The following is a 19913-nucleotide window of genomic DNA, read 5'->3' as shown; positions in this document are numbered from 1 at the left end:
ACATGTTTTAATTAATAAATGCAGCATATACATCATACTTCTCTAAATGAGCTTTCTTAATAAAATCAGTTATTCTTACATTCAATTTCATTAAGTGTTCAATTCATCTACATTATCAATGTGTTACGGAGTTAATGGATTTATTTAAATAGAAAATTAACATATCAATTATTAAAAAAAATCATATCTTAGAATTTACTAAATATAATATATAGAAACTATTTTAAGGAGGACAACCGGTGATACAAGAAAGAGAAATATCAAGGGGTCTATCTACAAAGGAAGCAGAAAAAAGACAAAGTACTTATGGATTAAATGAGTTATCCCACAAAAAGAAATCATCACCTATATTAATATTTTTAGCTCAATTTAATGACTTTATTGTTTGGGTATTAATAGCTGCAACTGTAATTTCAGGCTTAATGGGAGATACTGCAGATGCAATAACAATACTTATAATAGTGGTTGTAAATGCAATAATGGGGTTTGTACAAGAATATAGAACTGAAAAATCCTTAGAAGCATTAAAGGAATTAGCAGCACCAACTTGTAAGGTTATTAGAGATGGCGTTTTGAAAGTAATAAACTCAATAGAAGTTACTATAGGGGATCTAATAATATTAGAAGCAGGAGATAGAATACCAGCAGATGGCACGTTTATAGAAAGCTCAGGGATAATGATTGATGAGTCACTTTTAACTGGAGAATCAGTAGGAGTTTCTAAGGATTCAAAAAAAGGAAAAAACCAAGGATTTATGGGTACTACAGTATTGAAAGGTAGAGGTATTTTACTTATTGATAGTATTGGAATGAATACGGAAATGGGGAAAATAGCAAATCTTTTAGATAACATTGAAGAAGATAAATCTCCATTAAGAGAGAGACTAGATTCACTAGGTAAGATACTAGTAGCATTATGTTTAACAATATGTGCAGTTGTAACAGTACTAGGAATATTAAGAGGGAATGAAATTACAGAAATGTTTTTATTAGGGGTTTCATTAGCAGTTGCAGCAATACCAGAAGGTTTAGCAGCTATAGTAACAGTAGCGTTAGCATTAGGTGTTTCAAGAATGTTAAAGAAAAATGCTTTAGTAAGAAAATTACCAGCAGTAGAAACTTTAGGGTGTACATCAGTAATATGTTCAGATAAGACGGGTACATTAACACAAAATAAAATGACTGTAAAAGAAATTTATATTAATGGCAAAATACATGATTTAGATAAAGATCAATTAACCAATCATTCAACAATTATGAAGGCTTTAGTTTATTGTAATGATTGTAATTATGATTTTAATATTAAGAACATAGATAAGGCTTTACATGGAGATCCAACTGAAACTGCATTGATAAAAGCATTTTTTAAAGATGTTAACTTATTAAAATCCTTTGTATCCAATGCAAAAAGAATATATGATATTCCTTTTGATTCTTCTAGAAAAATGATGAGTGTTATAGTTAGAGAAGGAACAAAAGAAGTTTGTTATATGAAAGGTGCTCCAGAAAGAGTTATAGATAAGTGTAGTCATATACTTGAAAATGGAACTATAAAGCCTTTAACTACTCAAAAGAAAAAGCAGGTTGCATCATATATAGAAGCAATGTCTAATAGAGCTTTAAGGTGTATAGCAGCAGCTTATAAGGAAAGCAATTTAGTAAAGAGTGAATCTTTAGAAAATAATTTAATCTTTTTAGGAGTTGCAGGAAGTATTGATCCTCCAAGAGTTGAAGTTAGAGACGCAGTATTAAAATGTAAACTTGCAGGAATTCAACCTGTAATGATAACTGGGGATCATAAAAATACAGCACTTGCAATAGCTAAATCAATTAATATTTGTAATACAGATGATCAAGCTATGACAGGAGAAGAAATTGAAACAATTAGCGATGAAGAGCTTATGAAGAAAGTTAAAAACGTCAGAGTATTTGCAAGAGTATCCCCACATCATAAGCTTAGAATAGTTAAAGCTTTTAAAAAACAAAATAATATAGTTGCAATGACTGGAGATGGAGTTAATGATGCTCCAGCAATAAAGGAAGCAGATATAGGAATTGCAATGGGAATATCAGGAACAGATGTAACTAAGGAAGCAGCTTCCATGGTATTAATGGATGATAATTTTGCAACAATTGTATCAGCAGTAGAAGAAGGTAGAGTTATATATGATAATATAAGAAAATTTATAAGATATTTATTATCTTGTAACTTAGGCGAAGTATTAACTATGTTTCTAGCATCATTATTTTATTTACCTAATCCACTTACACCAATACAAATATTATTTGTAAACTTAGCAACTGATGGATTACCGGCAATTGCTCTTGGAGTAGATCCAGCAGATAAAGATATAATGATGCAACAACCAAGAGAAAAGGGAGAAGGTATTTTTGCAAGAGGACTATGGTCAAAGATTGTTGTAAGAGGATGTTTAATTGGAATTTGTACTTTACTTTCATTTATGACTGGTAGATTATATGGTATGGATTTAGCTACATGTAGAACTCTTGCTTTAACAACACTAGTTATGTCTCAGTTATTACATGTTTTCGAGTGTAGATCAGAAAGACATTCTATTTTCGAAATTAAAGTATTTACTAATCCATATTTAGTTTTAGCAGTACTAGTTTCTATGATTATGGTATGTTCAATACTATATATCCCATTTTTATCAGGAGTATTTAATACTGTTCCATTAAGGCTTTTTCAATGGGGAATAGTTTTATTCTATTCAGGGATAATTTTTATGATAAATAGTTTATATCTATTTATAAAATCTAAAAAATAGTAAATATATAATAGATATAAAATAAAAATATAGGAGTTAAATTTTAACTCCTATATTTTTATTTTATATAAAGAAACAAGTGTTTTCAAAATAAAAACACTTGTGTTTAGACAGAGAACATGGTAATATAATCCTAAAGGATAATAACCTTTGATTTGGGGTGATTTTATGAGGTTTATTAGTACTAGAGGAGAGGAGTCTTATGTATCTTCCTCGCAAGCTATTATAAGAGGAATTTCTAAGAGCGGCGGGTTATATGTTCCAGAAGAATTTCCAAGATTATATGAAAAAATAAAAGATAAAGAAAATCTTAGCTATGAAGAAATTTCTTTTGAAATTGTTAAAGCATTTTTTACAGATTTCACTGAAAATGAAATCAAAATTGCCATTAATAAAGCATATAAAAATCGATTTAAAGTAATAGAGAAAAATGGATTTTTAGAATTGTATCATGGACCTACATCAGCCTTTAAAGATGCAGCTCTATTATTTCTTCCACAAATAATGAAAATTGCAAAAACAAAACAAAATATCAAAGAAGAAATAGTGATTTTAGCAGCTACTTCTGGGGATACTGGAAAAGCTGCCTTAGAAGGTTTTAGTGGAGTAGAAGGATTTAAAGTTATGGTGTACTATCCAAAGGATAAGGTAAGTGCAGTACAAGAAAGGCAAATGATAACACAAGAAGGTGAAAATGTAAATGTAGTTGGAATTAGGGGTAATTTCGATGAAGCACAAAGGGGCGTAAAAGAAATATTTGGGGATGATAAGTTTAAAGAAGAATTATTATCTAAAGGATTTAGATTATCTTCTGCAAACTCAATTAATATTGGAAGATTAATTCCACAAATAATATATTATTTTTATGGATACTTTCAATTAGTAAATAAGCAAAAAATAAAATTGGGCAATAAAATAAATGTTGTAGTTCCCACTGGAAATTTTGGGAATATATTAGCTGCGTATTATGCAAAGGAAATGGGGCTTCCTATTGCAAAATTTATATGTGCATCTAATGAAAATAAGGTTTTAACTGATTTCTTCCAAAAAGGAATATATGATAGAAGAAGAGAACTCGTAGTAACAGAATCTCCATCTATGGATATATTAGTCTCATCAAATTTGGAAAGACTTTTGTTTGAAGCAAGTGGTAGAAATTCTGATGAAATAAAATCTTTAATGAAGGAATTGAACCTTAATGGGGTGTATAGTATTAATGGGAAATATAAAAGTTTTTTAAAAGACTTTTATGGAGAAAATGCTAATACAGAAGAAGTTTATAAGGCAATAAAAGATTTATATAATAAAGAGGGCTATTTAATGGATACTCATACTGCTGTAGGATATGTAGTGTTAGGTAAGTATATTAAAGATACAAATGACACTACTAAATGTTTGATTGCTTCAACAGCAAGTCCATATAAGTTTCCAAGAAGTATAACAAAAGCTTTAGAAATAGATAATGAAGAAAATGGAGATTTTGAAGCAATAGAAAAGTTAAATAAGTTTTGTAAAATAAAAGTTCCTAACAATTTAATTGGACTAGATAATAAAGATGTTCTTCATAATTTTGCGTGTGATTTTGACGATATGAGACAAGCTCTTAAAGACTTTTTGGGAGGAAAACATGATAAAAGTTAAAGTGCCGGCAACATCAGCTAATATGGGTCCTGGTTTTGATTCTCTAGGGATAGCTTTTGATTTGTCTAATGAGTATGAATTTTCAGAAGGTGAAAATGGTATTAAATTTTACGGATTTAAAGAAGAATTTTGTAATGAAAAAAATATAGTTTATAAATCCATGAAGATATGTTTTGAAAAATACAATTTTAAACCTAAAGGGCTAAATATAAAGCTGATAAAAGAAGATATACCTATATCAAGAGGATTAGGATCGAGTTCAAGTTGTATAATTGCAGGGCTTTTAGGTGCTAACTATATTATGAATAACTTGTTGAGCTTAGAGGAACTTTTTAGAATTGGAGTTGAAATTGAAGGTCATCCAGATAATATAGCACCAGCTTTATTTGGTGGTATGGTAGTATCAGTTATGGAAGAAGATAATGTTATTTATAATAAGATAGACGTAAAAAATGGAATTAACTTTATTGCTTTAATTCCAAACTTTGAACTCTCTACAGCATTATCTAGAAGTGCTCTACCATCTAAGGTAGAATTAAAAGATGCTGTATATAATATAAGTAGGGTAGCCTTAATGATTTCCAGTTTTTCAAATGGAAGCTATGATTTGCTGAAATATTGTTGTAAAGATTCAATTCATGAGAAATATAGAAGCCCATTAATAAAAGATTATGATTTAGTTTATAATAAGTGCATGGAACTAGGAGCTTTAGGATGTTTTTTAAGTGGAGCAGGACCTACGATTATGGCAATTGTAAATAAAGATGATAAAAATATATTTTCTAATATAAAAAAATTTTTAGAAAGCAAAAGTATTCCTTGGGATATAAAAAAGCTTTGTATTAATAATCATGGGGCTATGACTTTTGAAGGAGATACTAATGAAAGGTAATTTTTTAGTTGTAGATAAAAGAGTTTTACCAGAAGTTTATGAGAAAGTAGTAGACGCTAAAAGGCTGCTAAAGGAAGGTAAGGTTAAAGATGTTACGGAAGCGGCTAAAACTGTTAGTATAAGCAGGAGTGTCTATTATAAATACAAGGATTCAGTTTTTGCTTTATCAGAAACTGAGCAGGGGCAGAAGGTAACTATTAATATGATGATAAATGATAATAAAGGTGTACTTTCAGGAATATTGAACTATATTTCAGAAGAAGGTGGAAGTATAATAACAATTAATCAAGGAATCCCCATGAATAAAAAAGCAAATTTAAGTTTGACAATTGATACCTCTTCACTTAAGGGAGATTTAAAAACTTTGCTTGAAGATTTATCTAAAGTAAAAGATGTGGAGAAAGTAGAATTTGTAGCTATGGAATAAATTTAATAAGTTTAAAGCTTCTTCTTAGAAGTTTTGATATCTTGCAAATAGGTTGTTGAAGTGTGTATAGATTACATATATAGCAACCTTATTTTTATTTATAAAAAATCATAAATAAAAATTAAATCTTATTTTACACTTTAGATTTAATAAATAAATTTAGTTAAAGTTTTATTTTAATATAAAATGTAATTATTTATTAATAAAATATATAAAATATAATATAGTGATTTATAGGAGAATAGCTTTTGTTAGAAATATTATTATCAATATCAATGGTACTTTTAACTACAACTATAATACTTATAATAGAATACAAAAATATGAAAAAGAAAAATAAATGAAAAAAGGGCTATTTCTAAATATATTCTCATTATAAAGCAAGAGTCATTTTATATGAATATATTAGAAATTAAGCCTTTATTTATTTTTTGAAATTTGATATAGTAGTTTTGGACATAAAAAGAGATAATAATATATGGTGAATTAATAGTTTATAGAATTATTATTTTATATTATTAAAAATTGGTAGATTTATTTAAGAAATATAGCAAAGATTAATACATATATAATGATATTTTATACATAGGGAGGGATAAAGTTTGGATATTTATTTTGACAATAGCTCAACAACAAAACCATATAGAAAAGTTATAGAAGAAGTAGCAACTGCAATGGAGGAATATTTCGGAAATCCATCATCTCTCCATAAGATAGGAATGAAAGCTGAAAGGAAGCTTACAGAAGCAAGAGATTTCTTAGGTAAAAGCATAAATGCATCAAAAGAAGAAATATATTTTACATCAGGTGGTAGTGAAGCAAATAATTTAATAATAAAAGGATTAGTAAAGCCAGGACATCATGTTATAACAACTGTATTTGAGCATCATTCAGTTTTGATGACATATAAGGAGCTTGAAAAAATTGGTGTTAAAGTCACATATTTAGATGTTAATAGAGATGGGAAAATATCTTTAGATGAATTGAAGGAAGTTATATGTAAAGATACTGTATTAGTTTCTATAATGCATGTAAATAATGAAATAGGAACAATACAGCATATAGAAGAAATAGGTAGTATTATAAAAGAAAAAAGTTCTAGAGCAAAGTTTCATGTTGATGCAGTTCAATCTTATGGAAAACTAAATATAAATGTAAAGAAGATGAATATAGATATGCTATCAATTTCTGGACATAAAATTCACGGACCAAAGGGAATAGGGTTTTGTTATATAAAAAAGGGTATAGTTTTAAATTCATTAATAAATGGCGGAAGTCAAGAAGGTGGATTTAGAGGTGGAACTCAAAATGTTCCAGCTATAATTGGTTTACATAAGGCAGCAGAAATAACTTTTATTAATCAAGAAGAAAACTTTAACTATGTAAAAAATTTAAAACAATATATGATAGAAAAGTTACAAGAAATAGATGATTTAAGAATAAACAGTCCTTTAAGAGAAGATTTTACACCTTACATATTAAATGTTTCATTTATAGGTGTAAGAGCAGAAGTTTTACTTCATTTATTAGAAGATAAAGATATATTTGTGGCTACTGGATCTGCATGTACTTCAAAAACTAGTGCATCATCTGGAAGTTATGTAATAAGAGCTTTAGGATTAGAAAAAAAAGAAATAGAAAGTGCTATAAGATTTTCATTTTCAAGGTTTAATACTAAAGAAGAAGTTGATGAAGTTGTAGAAGTTTTAAAGGGTTCATTAAATTTTTTAAGGAGAGTAAAAAAATGAATAAATTAATATTAGTAAAATATGCATCAGAGATTTTTTTAAAGGGCTTAAATAGAAATAAGTTTGAAAAAAAATTAAGAGATAATATAAAGAAAAAATTGAAGGGAATTAATTATGAATTAATTTCTGATCAAGGCAGATATTTTATTAAAGCAGATGATATAGAAGAAGCTACTGAAAGAGTAAGAAAAGTTTTTGGTGTTGCTGAAGTTTGTATAGTAACAGAAGTACCAAGAGATATGCAAGCAATAAAAGAAGAAGCGTTAAAAAAAGTTAAGGATGCTAATCCTAAAAACTTTAAGATAGAAACGAATAGGGCAAATAAGGTATTCCCTAAAAATTCATTAGAGACTTCTAAGGAAGTTGGAGCATATGTAGTTTATCATATGGATGGATTAGAAGTTAAAGTTAAAAATCCAGAATGTCTAGTAAATATAGAAATTAGAGAAAATGCATACATATATACAACAAAAGATAAAATTAAAGGTGCTGGTGGTTTACCATATGGAATAAATGGAAGCACTATGCTTATGTTATCTGGTGGGATAGATTCACCTGTTGCGGGATATTTAATGGCTAGAAGAGGTGTAGAATTACATTGTGTTTATTATCATAGCCACCCTTATACTTCTGAAAGAGCAAAGGATAAGGTTAAAGATTTAGCTAAAATACTTTCTACTTATACAGAAAAGGTTAAATTGCATATAGTACCATTTACAGAAATACAAATGGCAATAATAAATGGATGTAGAGAAGATGAATTAACAATAATAATGAGAAGATTTATGATGAGAGTTGCTTGTGGTTTAGCAGAAAAATATGGCATCCAATCAGTAGCAACAGGAGAGAGTATAGGGCAAGTTGCTAGCCAAACTATGGAAGGCTTAATGGTAAGTAATGATTGTGCTGATAGACCCGTATTTAGACCACTAATAGCTATGGATAAAACAGATATAATGGATATAGCAAGAGGAATAGGAACATATGAAACTTCAATATTACCATACGAAGATTGTTGTACTATATTTGTTCCAAAGCATCCAAAAACAAAGCCAAGAGTAGAATCAATAAGAGAATCAGAAAGTGTATTAAATATAGATGAACTAGTAAATAAAGCAATAGAAGAAACAGAAGTAGTTATTTTTCAATAAAGGAAGCAATTAACTGTTAACAATTAAGGCTGATAAAAAACAAAGTTTTTATCAGCCTTAATTTAAAATTTTGATTTTAAGTTTACTAAAAATCTTCCCAAATTGTACATTGTAAATTGATTTATCTCGCTCTCATTCGAGTTGCTTGTTGTCTAGCTTTTTTTATCTGACTGTGATCAAATGGATGTAAATCTTTCTTTGTAGTTAAGTTAGCTATATTGGAAATAGTGATAACTTCAGAATCAGATTTTCCTTTTTCACCTTCAATTCCCATGATGATTACTTTATGACCTTGTTTAACATCAATAAAAGTTGGCTTTTTAAACCACTTTCTAGCCTTGTATTGAGTTTTAACTACACCTTTACCCATATCTGGTTTAACTAAAATATGAGCAGTTAAAATTCTTAAAATTCCTAATATGTTCTTTTCTTCAATTTTTACAGATAAAACAGTACCAGCAGAACTAGTCATTCTATCTCCATATTTATCCATATATGCATCTGTAAAGTATTTACTCATTTTATCTTTGAAACCCATAATTAAAACTCCTTTATATCTAAGAAATATTTCATAATAAAATAATTATAATAACAAGGTCATTATAACATAATTATATAATTTGTTAAATAAAAAAATAAATTTATTATTTACCTATTTCTTTTTCATATAAATTACTTAAAATTTTTATATGAAGTTCTTCATCTAAGATTATTCTATTAATAATTGCAATGATATTTTCGTCATCAATTATATTAGCAGTCTTTCTATATTGTTCAATTGCTTCCTTTTCACTCTTAATATCAGATAATAAAATTTCTTTTAAACAAATATCTTTGGCTATAAATTTCGAACTCCAATAAAGGTCTTTATTTTTTTTTCTTAGTAAGAAAGTTGGGTTTTCGCCCAAAGCTATCAGTAATTCTCCTAAAATTTCTAAGTGATGCATTTCAACGATTGCAATTCCCTTTAAAGTATTTTTGATATAATCACTAGTTATTAATTGATGATAAGTATACTGGGTAATAGCAGTTAACTCAGAAACCTCTCCAGCATAGCTTTTTTTTATTAAATCAGCATAAATAGAATTTTTATCATGTACTTTAATTTTAGGATAAGGAAAACCTAATGAATAACTATCTTGAAGATCTTTATAATCACCTTTCATAATAACTCCTTTAAATTATTTATCATTATAATATATGATTAAGTTTTTTATAGTGACAGGATTTTGTAAAGCAAAATATTATTATTACCTTCACTATTTTATCTTTTTCATTTAAAATTAGTAGTTGAAAATATTTAATTTGAAAAAAGTTTCATTTTAAATTATTTGATATTATCAAAATATAGAAAGGGAGAAAGTAATGAATATAGTATTTAATGAAATAACACAAAAAGCTTTGTTAAAAGAAATTGAAAAAAGTGAGCATAATCATATAAGAGTAAAGGTAGTGGCTGTTGGATGCGGAAAACCTGCTTACGATTTATATGCAGATTTTATTTCAGATGAGGACTTTGAGGTTACTATTAATGAAGTAAGGTTTGTAATAGCTAAGCAAGATGAGAAGTTATGCAATGATATTGAAATAAAATATGATAAGGAAATTTATAATAAAGATTTCTATATAAGAAGTTTATAAGATTTTAATGAATATATAAAAAGTTATTTGTGTATCAATTTTTATGACTTATTAAAAACAAAAAAGATGAATGATTTTATAATTCATTCATCTTTTTCATAATACTAAGAGGATACTATTTATATTGCATCCATTTATATTATTTACTTAAATATAATTATTATTCAAAGTTTATTTAACTAAAATTAAATATTTTGATAAATCTATCTTATATTCTATTAACATTTCAATTATTGTATCTCTGAATTCATTTTCAGGAGACTTTCTAGAAATAATCTCTGGTAAAGTTATGTTAGAATACATTATATCCCTTGAAAATTTATAATTTTTATTAAGAATATCAGCAGTTTTTATAACTATATCATTCCAGTCATCACTCTGGACTTTAAAGTTATCTAATTTAAATGATAATGGTGTTTTATCAGTAAAATCATTATATATTTCTAAATAATTATTAAGAATAGACTCATCTAAGGGGAGATCTTCCTCTTCTTCTTTTTTTGTGGTAGAGTCAAATTTTTCATTTTTATTTCTAATACTATCCATCCAATCAATATATCTTTCAATACTAATACTAATATCATAAAGCCTTACAGATATTTCTCTATATTTGCCACTTAAATTAAAGTTTCTTTCATTTTTTATTATTGAACTAGATGTATCTTCAATAAAATCTATAGATTTTTCTAAAGTATTTTTTAAATTTGTTAAAGAATTTGCTATTTCTATAGAAGCTTTAGGAAATTCTTTAGTTATAAATTCTATTACCTCTGTATCTATTATTGGATAGTCTTCCTTTTTTTTTATTATAGTATCTTCTTCTACTAACGAACTATTAGAAGATTTTAATAAAGAGAATTTTTTATTAGCCATTGGTATTCCTTTCAAAATTATTTCTACGTATAATTGTACTAATAAAAATTCATATATATAACTAAAATAATAAATTTACATAGGGTAAACAATAAAGGAAGTTACACATATTATGTATTATCTAAACTTCAAGATAAAAGGAGAGAATACAAATGAGAATATGTTTAACAAGAGTAAGACGTAATACTTTATCTACAGGAACAGAATGTAATTTATCAATTTGTGCAGATGGAGCCTTTGGAAGAGCGTTAAGAAGAAATTTACCTGGATGTATATGCGGAAAAGGAATAAAAATAAATATTATAGTAAGGAATTGTGATGGTGTTTTACCGGCCCCGGCTCTTCCATGTAATAATTTATTATCAATTTCTAGTCCTATAAGAGTAATAAGAAGAAATCCATGTTGTAATAATATTGGTTTTGATAATTGGGATATGGATAATTTTAATATTTCTGATTTTGATACTGATACATTTGATAATAGCATTATTAATGAAAGTGAGTCCTTCGGAGTAGAAAATTTTAATTTTGATGAATTAAGTTGTACTAGTTGTGGTAATAATGACTTAAATAGCGGTAATTGTGATTTATCATCAGGAAATATTAGTGGAGGTTGCGGATTGAGTAGAAATTCTATGCCAGAAGAATTTGCTATAATAGTAAGATCTTTTAATCCTGCACTTTCAAGATTCTTATGTAAGTATCCACAAACTTATGTAACAGACTGTGATAATACTATAAAATTAATTTTTATATTTGATAGAAATGGAAGTGTACCACCATATGAGAATATTTCTAACTCCTCCAATTGTTGTTCATGTGGATTTGGTGGATGTGGATGTGGATTCGGTTGTGGCTGTGGAGGTTTATTTGGATTAACAGCTCTTGCATTATTATTCTGTTGCTGTTAGTTAAAGTTAGATAATTAAATTTGAATCTAAATGAACAAAAGATAAGTTTAAGTGCCAAGGTAAGATTAAAACCTTACCTTGGCTTCTTTAAGTTAAATTTCAGAAAATGTTATAATTTTGTTATGAAACTGACACAATTTTTATAGTATAATAGTCTTGGGGAATTAATATGCTTAAAGTAAAGTGAGGGAGTATTAATATGGAAAAACTTCTCATAGACAAAGTTAATTTAACGATTGAGAATTATAGAGCTGCAAAAGAGGATTTAAGAAATGATGGAGATTTAATTAATCATTTTGCATCTTTAGTTTTTACTCATTATGAAAAAGAAATTCCGTTTGAAAAAGTAAAAGAAATTAGAAAATATATAAAATCTACTTCATCAAGAGTTTCACCATTTAGAGGGGAAATGCTTTATATTTTATCTTTATTAATAGCATTGGAAGAAACAAATGAGTACAAGCTAATAGAAGATATATATGAAACGATGGAAACACTAAAATTTAAAGGATTTAATGAATGTGATTATTTAATATTAGCAGCTTTTGTTATAGCTAAATATGGATATAATAAGGATAAATATGAAATAGTTAATAAAATGAAGGATGTATATATTTTATTAAAAGAAAAATATTATAATATTACTGGAGAAGATGATTATTTAGTTTGTGCATTATGGGCATTAAATGATATTGATGTAAGTACAATTGATGAATTTATAGAAAGTATTTATACTCATATGGCAGAATTAAATATAAAATCTAAGAATGGTATTCAGGGGTTAACAAATGCTATAATGTTAAATGGATCTTCAGGGCACATGTACAAGACTATAGAATTTATATTACAGCTAGAAAAAAGAGATATAAAATTAGCACAACAATTTTTACCTTTACTTGGAATGCTAACTAATAACGATATAAGAAAAAGTTCTGATTTAATTGAAGACGTAGTAGATATGCTTTGTGAAGAAGAAAGTGAATATGAATATTATATGGATAAAGGGTTTAGGAATATTATAGCAATAACAATAATATCATTTTCAACGATATCTGAAAATAGAAATTATATAGATGAGTTATTAGCCTTAGGGGTATATTGTTTTATAAAATCTAAAAATAAAGGAATGTTTGCAGAAGCTCTAGCGTAAAAAGGAGAAAATATGGAAAAGGTAATTTTACATGTAGATATGGATGCCTTTTTTGCATCAGTTGAACAACTTGATAATAAAAAACTTAGGGGTAAGCCAGTAATCGTTGGTGGAGTAAGTGAAAGAGGAGTTGTATCAACATGTTCATATGAAGCTAGAAAATATGGAGTGCATTCTGCAATGCCGATATTTATAGCACAAAAATTATGTCCAAATGGTATATATTTAAGAACAAGAATGTTTAGATATAAAGAAGTTTCGGGGCAGATTTTTAATATTTTAAGAGATGTTACAGAAATTATAGAACCACTTTCAATTGATGAAGCTTATTTAGACATAACTAATAGTAATTTTGATAATGGAATGGAAGCTGCAAAATATATAAAAAATAGAGTTTTTAAAGAGATTGGACTAACTATTTCTGTAGGCATATCATATAATAAATTTTTAGCAAAATTAGCTTCAGATTGGAATAAGCCAAATGGAATAAAAATTATAACGAAAAATATGATTCCAGAAATACTGTTACCATTGCCTATTTCAAAGATACATGGACTTGGTAAAAAATCAGTAGAAAAACTAAATAATATAGGAATATTTCTAGTTAAGGATTTATATGAAATGCCTAAAAATTTTTATATAGAATACTTAGGTAAATATGGATTGGAAATCTACGATAGAATAAGAGGTATTGATAATAGAGAGGTTAAAATTGAAAGGGATAGAAAGTCTTATGGGAGAGAGAGAACACTAAAGAGTGATACTAATGAAAAAGAAGAATTATTAATGTATTTAGAAAATTTTTCTGGAGAAATAAGTAAAAGTCTTTTAAGAGATAATGTTGAAGGAAAAACAATTACAGTAAAATATAAAACAAGTGATTTCCAAAGTCATACTAGAAGCAAAACACTAAATTATTATACAAATAACTTTAAGGATATATATAATACATGTAGGGAAATACTAGATAATGAAGAAATAACTCAAGGAATTAGGTTAATAGGAATTTCTATATCATCATTTAAAGAAAATACTATAGAACAATTAAAGTTATTTTAAACAAAATATAAATTGATATATTTATTTATAAACTAGCTTTATTTACTATTGTTTTTCATTTATAATAAATTCCTGAAAGATAAACTTGAGATACAGGAGGATAATATTAAATGAATAAAAAAGATTTAGCAAGAATGATAGACCATACAATATTAAAAGCAGAAGCAACTGAAGTGGAGGTAGAAAAACTTTGCACTGAAGCTTTGGAATATAATTTTGCATCAGTATGTGTAAATCCTTCTATGGTTGAAAAAGCTGCAGAAATATTAAAGGGTAGTGAAGTAAAGGTTTGTACAGTAATAGGTTTTCCTTTAGGAGCAACAACAACAGAAGTAAAGGCTTTCGAAACAGAAGACACAATTAAAAAAGGTGCAACAGAAGTTGATATGGTTATAAATGTTGGAAAACTTAAAGAGGGAAATTTAGAATATGTAAAGAAAGATATAGAAGCTGTTGTTAATGCGGCAAAAGGAAAAGCTTTAGCTAAAGTTATAATAGAAACTTGTTTATTAACTGATGAAGAAAAGATAACTGCTTGCAAGTTGTCAAAGGAAGCAGGAGCAGATTTTGTTAAGACATCTACAGGATTCAGCACTGGCGGAGCTACAGCAAGGGATATAAAGTTAATGAGAGAAACAGTAGGACCTGATCTTGGAGTTAAGGCTTCAGGTGGAGTAAGAACTAATGCAGATGCTTTAGCTATGATTGAAAATGGTGCGACAAGAATAGGTGCATCAGCTTCAATAGCAATATGTGAAGGAACTGAATCTAACTCCAATTATTAATATTTAAAACTTTTATTAAATATAAATAAATGCGTAAATTTATTTGGGAAATAAAGTTTTTCATTAATTATTAATCCATATATTGAACATTTTTTATAACATTAAAATAAGTCTATAGGCAAATAATAATAGTGTAAGTTATAGGAGGTGTTTGATATGACTAATGGATGTGGTTGCAATAAAAATAAAAAATCAGAAGAAAAAAAACATATTGATGAAAGTGGAAGTCATGGAGCAAAAAAGACAGCTACAAATAATCAATGGGGTAAATAGTAACTAAAAAAAGTCTGTAATAAGCAAATGTTTATTACAGACTTTTTTATATTACTAGACTATATATTCTATTTTAAATTTCAGTGAAATTGTTTTAATTTATTATACAATATTTTAAAATTATATTTAATAAAATTCAGTAAGGATGTTGAATTTTTAGAAAGGTACACAGAATAATACTTGAGTCTTCAAATATGTATAAATATTTTAAAGAAATATACTTACAAACATCGCATTATATTGTAATATATACTATATAATAAAGTAAAAAATATCGGGGGATTAAAATGGATAATATAAGGAACTTTACACCAAAAGAAGGATCATTTTTAAAATACGTAACTTGGCTATTAATAACTTATTCAATAGTAGCAATATTTTTATTTTTTAATGGTAAGTTAGTATTTGATATTACGTTGAACTCATTTTATATTGTTGCAACATTTGTTTTAGTAACATTAATTTATTCTACTTTCACATTTAGTAAAAAATATATGAATATTGCATTAATAGTGGCAGGAGTATATATTATTCTAATGGGAGTATTTAGTCCTATAGTGAGTTACAAGGCTCATAGAAAGCTAATTGGTGATGTAAAAAGTATTGAGTTTACTAATGAAATAGATCATATAGATCTAAAACAATTACCAACAATAGATAAAGATTTAGCATATAAATTAGCAGATAAAAAGCTGGGGGAGATTCCTAGCCTAGGTAGCCAAGTAGAAATTGGAGATTTAACATTACAAAGTATCTCTGGACAACTTTACTATGTTGCTCCATTAGAGCATTCATCATTATTTAAGTGGTTTACCAATAAAGAAGGAACCACAGGCTATATAAAAATAAGTGCAACAAATCAAAGTGATATTCAATTGGTAACTGAAGTAAATGGAAAAGATATTAAAATAAAATATTTAGATTCAGCGTATCTTTTTAGTGATTTACGAAGAGCAGCTTATTTAAGAGATATGAAAGCAGGTCATACTGATTTTACCTTTGAATTAGATGATGAAGGTAATCCGTACTGGGTAATTACAAGATATGATAATGCTATTGGATTATCTGAATCAAAAGCAATAGGAGTATTGGTACTAGACGCTCAAAATGGGGATTCTAATATTTATTCAATAGAAGATGCACCAAAATGGATAGACAGAATTCAACCAGATAGATATATAGAAAACTATATAAATAAATGGGGAGAACTTATACATGGAATATTTAACTTTAGTGATAAGGATAAATTAAAGGCTACCGAAGGAATGAATTTAATATTTAATAATGAAGAATGTTATTATTATACAGGAATAACATCAGTAGGAAATGATGAAGGATTGGTAGGATTTATGCTAACTAATACTAGAACTGGTGAAGCAAATATGTATAAAACTTCAGGAGCAACAGAAATAGCAAGTATGAAGTCAGCAGAAGGGAAAGTTCAACAGTATGGATATACAGCTACTTTTCCGTATTTAATAAATATACAAAACGAACCAACTTATTTTATGACTTTAAAGGACTCTAATGGATTAGTTAAGCAATATGCTATGGTAAATGTTGAAAACTATAATATAGTAGGAGTTGCGGATTCGTTACAAGGAACTCTTAATAAATATTTAGAAGGATTGACTGATACTAATATTTCACTTGAAGGAAGTAATAATGAAGAAACTTTAGAAGGAGAGATTGAGAGAATTGGAGTAGTAGTTAAGGATGGAACTAGTATTTATGATATAAAAATTAAGGGAAATAATAATATATTTTCAGTTTCCACAGAAACATCAAGAGAAGTTGCATTAAGTTCTGTTGGAGATAAGATATCGGTTAAATTTATAAAATTTGGAGATGGAAAATTCATATTAACAAACTCATTTGAAAATATTACTTTAAATAATAACGGGAATTAATACAAATAAAGAAAAGCATGAATTGATTAATCAATTCATGCTTTTCTTTATTTATATTAATTTCATATTTTACTAATAAAAGTAGTAATATAATTTGATTTTATCACATAAAATGTTTAGAACATTATATAAGTAAGTTTTATATAGAGGTGTGAAATGAAAATAAAAATAGATATTTATTCAGGTTTTTTAGGCGCTGGCAAGACTTTTCTTATGAAAAAACTTATTACAGAAGGAGCTTATGAAAATAATATAGCAATTATAGAAAATGAATTTGGAGAAGTTAGTATCGATGCAGCAATTTTAAGAGAGTCTAATATAGAGGTAAAGGAAATAAATTCAGGATGTATTTGTTGTCAAGTTACAGGAGATTTTAAATCAGCAATTTTAGAGGTTATTAAAGAATACAAACCAGATAGAATAATAGTTGAACCTTCAGGAGTTGCAAAATTAACTGATATAGTTAAAGTTTTTAATGCTGAAAGTTTAAATGAAAAGGTAGTTATAGACAATATAATAACAGTAATAGATCCAGAAAAATTTAATAGTTATATTGAAAACTTTAAAGAATTTTATGAAAATCAAATAATAAATGCAAAGAAAATAGTGTTAAGCAGAACTCAAAAGTTAAATTCCCAAGATCTTGGAGATATTATTTCAAGAATCAAGAGATTAAATAAAGAAGCAATTATAATAACTGATGAATGGAGTAAATTAGAAGGGAAATTTATACTAGAAAATAATCATTTAGAAGCTAGTAAATATGAAGCTATAAATATAAAAGGAAGCAAGTTGAATAAAGCTAAACTAAGTAAAAGAATTGAAGAGCATAAAAAAGCAGATGAAATTTTTGAGACTTTTGCTATTTATCCAAAAGCTAAAATATCAAAATTAGAGTTAATATCTAAATTTAAGTTTATATCATCATCAAAGACTTATGGTGATGTATTAAGAGCAAAAGGGATAGTAACGCTATTGGATGGCAGTAATGGACAATTTGATTTTGTAAAAGATGAATTTCAAATTAGAGAAATAAAAAATGAATCTAAAAGTGTGATTTCTTTTATAGGAATTAAATTAAATAAAGATCAACTAAAAAGTCTTTTTAAATAAGGAGTAAAAAGTGAAGAGTAAATTAGAAATAGTAAGTGGATTCCTAAGCTCTGGAAAAACATCTTTTATAAATTCTTATTTAACAACAGAAGTATGTAAGAATGAAAAAATATTAGTAGTTCTTTTAGAAAAAGGAACTACTAATATAGTAAGAAATTTAAATTATGTTAAAGTCGTATATCTAGAAAAAGTTAATAATATAAAAGAACTGTTATTAAAGGAAATACAAGAGGAGAAATATAATAGAATAATAATTGAATTTAATGGAACACATAATTTGAACATAGTAACTGATTTACTTAAGGATAAAAAAATAAAAGAAAAGACAAGCTTCTATGGGAACTATTATGTGGGAGACTGTAGGAATTTGGATGTATATATAAAGAATATAGGAGAACTTATAATTCCATTTATTCAATCAAGTAAGCTTATAATATTAAATAATATAAATTATATGAATGAAGAGAAGAAAGAAACTATAGTAAAAACTATAGAAAATATAAATTTTACAGCACCTATAATAAAATCTTTTAGTATAAATAATTTAAAAGACGATTTGGATGCAAGTAATTACTTTAAAGAAAGCAAATTAACTAGAAAGTTTAAAACTCTTTTTAATAAGGGGGAATACAAAAAATGAATATAACTATATTAGAAAAATGGGCCAATACATTTATTAGTATGATATTAGAAGCGTTACCATTTATATTAATTGGAGCTTTAGTTTCAGCAATAATACAAATGTATATTTCAGAGGAGTTAGTAAAAAGAATCTTACCTAAAAATAAATTTATATCTATGTTATTTGCTGCATTAATAGGAGTTTTTATACCTATATGTGAATGTGCTATAGTAACCATTGCAAAAAGCTTAATAAAAAAAGGGGTGCCCATTGGAGTAGCAATAGTCTTCATGCTTTCTGTTCCTATTGTAAATCCTGTAGTTATATTATCAACTTTTTATGCATTTAGTGGAATAAAAGTGGCTTTAATAAGAGTTTTAGGGGGAATAGTATGTGCTATAGTAATAGGAAGTTTAATGGATATATTATCTACAAAGAATAAGGATATAATAAAAAATAACAATAATTATGATACCATGTGTGATTGTGGATGTGTAGCAACTAATTATTTTTATAATAAATCTAAAATAAGATTATGCTTAGAACACGCTAATAAGGAATTTTCTAATATATTGAAGTATTACATATTAGGCTCTTTTTTATCTAGTTCATTTATAGTAATGGTTGATAAAGATATGTTAAATATAATGTCAGGTGGAAAGTATATACCTATAATTATAATGATGACATTATCATTTTTACTTTCTTTATGTTCAGAAGCAGATGCATTTATAGCAAGAGGATTTTTAAACCATTTTGGATTACCAGCTACTTCAGCATTTTTAATACTTGGACCAATGCTGGATTTGAAAAATTCTATAATAATTGGATCTTATTTTAAGAAAGGCTTTGCACTTAAGCTTATAATATTAATTCCCCTAATTGTACTAGGTTTTTCAATAGCTTTATCAATAATCATATAAGGAGG

General features: G+C 26.9%; 18 protein-coding genes. 15 read left to right on the top strand and 3 right to left on the bottom strand.

The window, feature by feature from the left end:
* The first annotated feature begins 239 nt into the window (after positions 1–239).
* From ABDZ60_RS07965 to thiI, 6 genes are all read left to right on the top strand, one after another.
* Positions 240–2789, top strand: coding sequence for a calcium-translocating P-type ATPase, PMCA-type (locus ABDZ60_RS07965; RefSeq protein ID WP_343777363.1), 2550 nt, complete (start codon positions 240–242; stop codon positions 2787–2789).
* A 168-nt stretch (positions 2790–2957) separates the two neighbouring features.
* Positions 2958–4430, top strand: a complete 1473-nt coding sequence (gene thrC / locus ABDZ60_RS07960) for a threonine synthase (protein ID WP_343777361.1) — start codon at positions 2958–2960, stop codon at positions 4428–4430.
* Positions 4417–5322, top strand: a complete 906-nt coding sequence (gene thrB / locus ABDZ60_RS07955) for a homoserine kinase (protein ID WP_343777359.1) — start codon at positions 4417–4419, stop codon at positions 5320–5322. The genes thrC and thrB overlap by 14 nt, the downstream gene beginning before the upstream one ends.
* Entirely contained in the window at positions 5312–5749 is a 438-nt protein-coding gene (locus ABDZ60_RS07950) for an ACT domain-containing protein (RefSeq protein WP_016206562.1), read from the top strand. Before thrB ends, ABDZ60_RS07950 begins: the two co-directional genes overlap by 11 nt.
* Before the next feature lie 602 nt (positions 5750–6351).
* A complete protein-coding gene (locus ABDZ60_RS07945; protein WP_016206561.1) occupies positions 6352–7497 on the top strand; it encodes a cysteine desulfurase family protein in 1146 nt (381 codons plus the stop codon).
* Positions 7494–8648: a tRNA uracil 4-sulfurtransferase ThiI gene (gene thiI, locus ABDZ60_RS07940; protein ID WP_016206560.1), complete on the top strand. Its 1155-nt coding sequence runs from the start codon at positions 7494–7496 to the stop codon at positions 8646–8648. The genes ABDZ60_RS07945 and thiI overlap by 4 nt, the downstream gene beginning before the upstream one ends.
* Before the next feature lie 121 nt (positions 8649–8769).
* On the opposite strand, the gene ABDZ60_RS07935 is transcribed toward thiI, so the two are convergent.
* Together ABDZ60_RS07935 and ABDZ60_RS07930 are read right to left on the bottom strand one after the other, a co-directional pair.
* Positions 8770–9186 (bottom strand): hypothetical protein, encoded by a 417-nt coding sequence (locus tag ABDZ60_RS07935; RefSeq protein WP_016206559.1) that lies wholly within the window; start codon positions 9184–9186, stop codon positions 8770–8772.
* Between the two features lie 106 nt (positions 9187–9292).
* Complete coding sequence (locus tag ABDZ60_RS07930; RefSeq protein ID WP_343777354.1) at positions 9293–9814, bottom strand: ferritin-like domain-containing protein; 522 nt, start codon at positions 9812–9814, stop codon at positions 9293–9295.
* Between the two features lie 199 nt (positions 9815–10013).
* Between ABDZ60_RS07930 and ABDZ60_RS07925 the strand changes: the two genes are divergently transcribed.
* Positions 10014–10289 (top strand): hypothetical protein, encoded by a 276-nt coding sequence (locus ABDZ60_RS07925; RefSeq protein ID WP_016206557.1) that lies wholly within the window; start codon positions 10014–10016, stop codon positions 10287–10289.
* A gap of 171 nt (positions 10290–10460) precedes the next feature.
* Here ABDZ60_RS07925 and ABDZ60_RS07920 read toward each other — a convergent pair whose 3' ends face one another.
* Positions 10461–11162 (bottom strand): hypothetical protein, encoded by a 702-nt coding sequence (locus ABDZ60_RS07920; RefSeq protein WP_343777352.1) that lies wholly within the window; start codon positions 11160–11162, stop codon positions 10461–10463.
* A gap of 152 nt (positions 11163–11314) precedes the next feature.
* Between ABDZ60_RS07920 and ABDZ60_RS07915 the strand changes: the two genes are divergently transcribed.
* The 8 genes from ABDZ60_RS07915 to ABDZ60_RS07880 all read left to right on the top strand — a co-directional run bounded on the left by ABDZ60_RS07915 (position 11315) and on the right by ABDZ60_RS07880 (position 19908).
* Positions 11315–12073: a hypothetical protein gene (locus tag ABDZ60_RS07915; protein ID WP_343777350.1), complete on the top strand. Its 759-nt coding sequence runs from the start codon at positions 11315–11317 to the stop codon at positions 12071–12073.
* 199 nt (positions 12074–12272) lie between these two features.
* Positions 12273–13223 carry a DUF4003 family protein gene (locus tag ABDZ60_RS07910; protein WP_016206554.1) on the top strand — a complete coding sequence of 317 codons (951 nt, stop codon included), beginning with the start codon at positions 12273–12275 and terminating at the stop codon, positions 13221–13223.
* A 12-nt stretch (positions 13224–13235) separates the two neighbouring features.
* Positions 13236–14282 carry a DNA polymerase IV gene (locus ABDZ60_RS07905; protein ID WP_016206553.1) on the top strand — a complete coding sequence of 349 codons (1047 nt, stop codon included), beginning with the start codon at positions 13236–13238 and terminating at the stop codon, positions 14280–14282.
* 110 nt (positions 14283–14392) lie between these two features.
* Entirely contained in the window at positions 14393–15067 is a 675-nt protein-coding gene (deoC, locus tag ABDZ60_RS07900) for a deoxyribose-phosphate aldolase (RefSeq protein ID WP_016206552.1), read from the top strand.
* A 560-nt stretch (positions 15068–15627) separates the two neighbouring features.
* Complete coding sequence (locus ABDZ60_RS07895; protein ID WP_047001575.1) at positions 15628–17250, top strand: hypothetical protein; 1623 nt, start codon at positions 15628–15630, stop codon at positions 17248–17250.
* Positions 17251–17406: 156 nt separating this feature from the next.
* On the top strand, positions 17407–18363 hold the full coding sequence (locus ABDZ60_RS07890; protein ID WP_016206550.1) for a CobW family GTP-binding protein: 957 nt from the start codon (positions 17407–17409) through the stop codon (positions 18361–18363).
* 10 nt (positions 18364–18373) lie between these two features.
* The gene (locus ABDZ60_RS07885; protein ID WP_052953964.1) at positions 18374–19003 is read left to right on the top strand and encodes a GTP-binding protein; all 630 of its coding nucleotides are present in this window, start codon (positions 18374–18376) and stop codon (positions 19001–19003) included.
* Entirely contained in the window at positions 19000–19908 is a 909-nt protein-coding gene (locus ABDZ60_RS07880) for a permease (RefSeq protein WP_016206548.1), read from the top strand. Before ABDZ60_RS07885 ends, ABDZ60_RS07880 begins: the two co-directional genes overlap by 4 nt.
* The last annotated feature ends 5 nt before the right edge of the window (positions 19909–19913 follow it).

The sequence above is a fragment of the Clostridium sartagoforme genome, assembly GCF_039521405.1.
GTDB lineage: Bacteria > Bacillota > Clostridia > Clostridiales > Clostridiaceae > Clostridium > Clostridium sartagoforme.
Note: the sequence above shows the minus strand (reverse complement) of the source record. Positions and strands in the feature narration are given on the sequence as shown.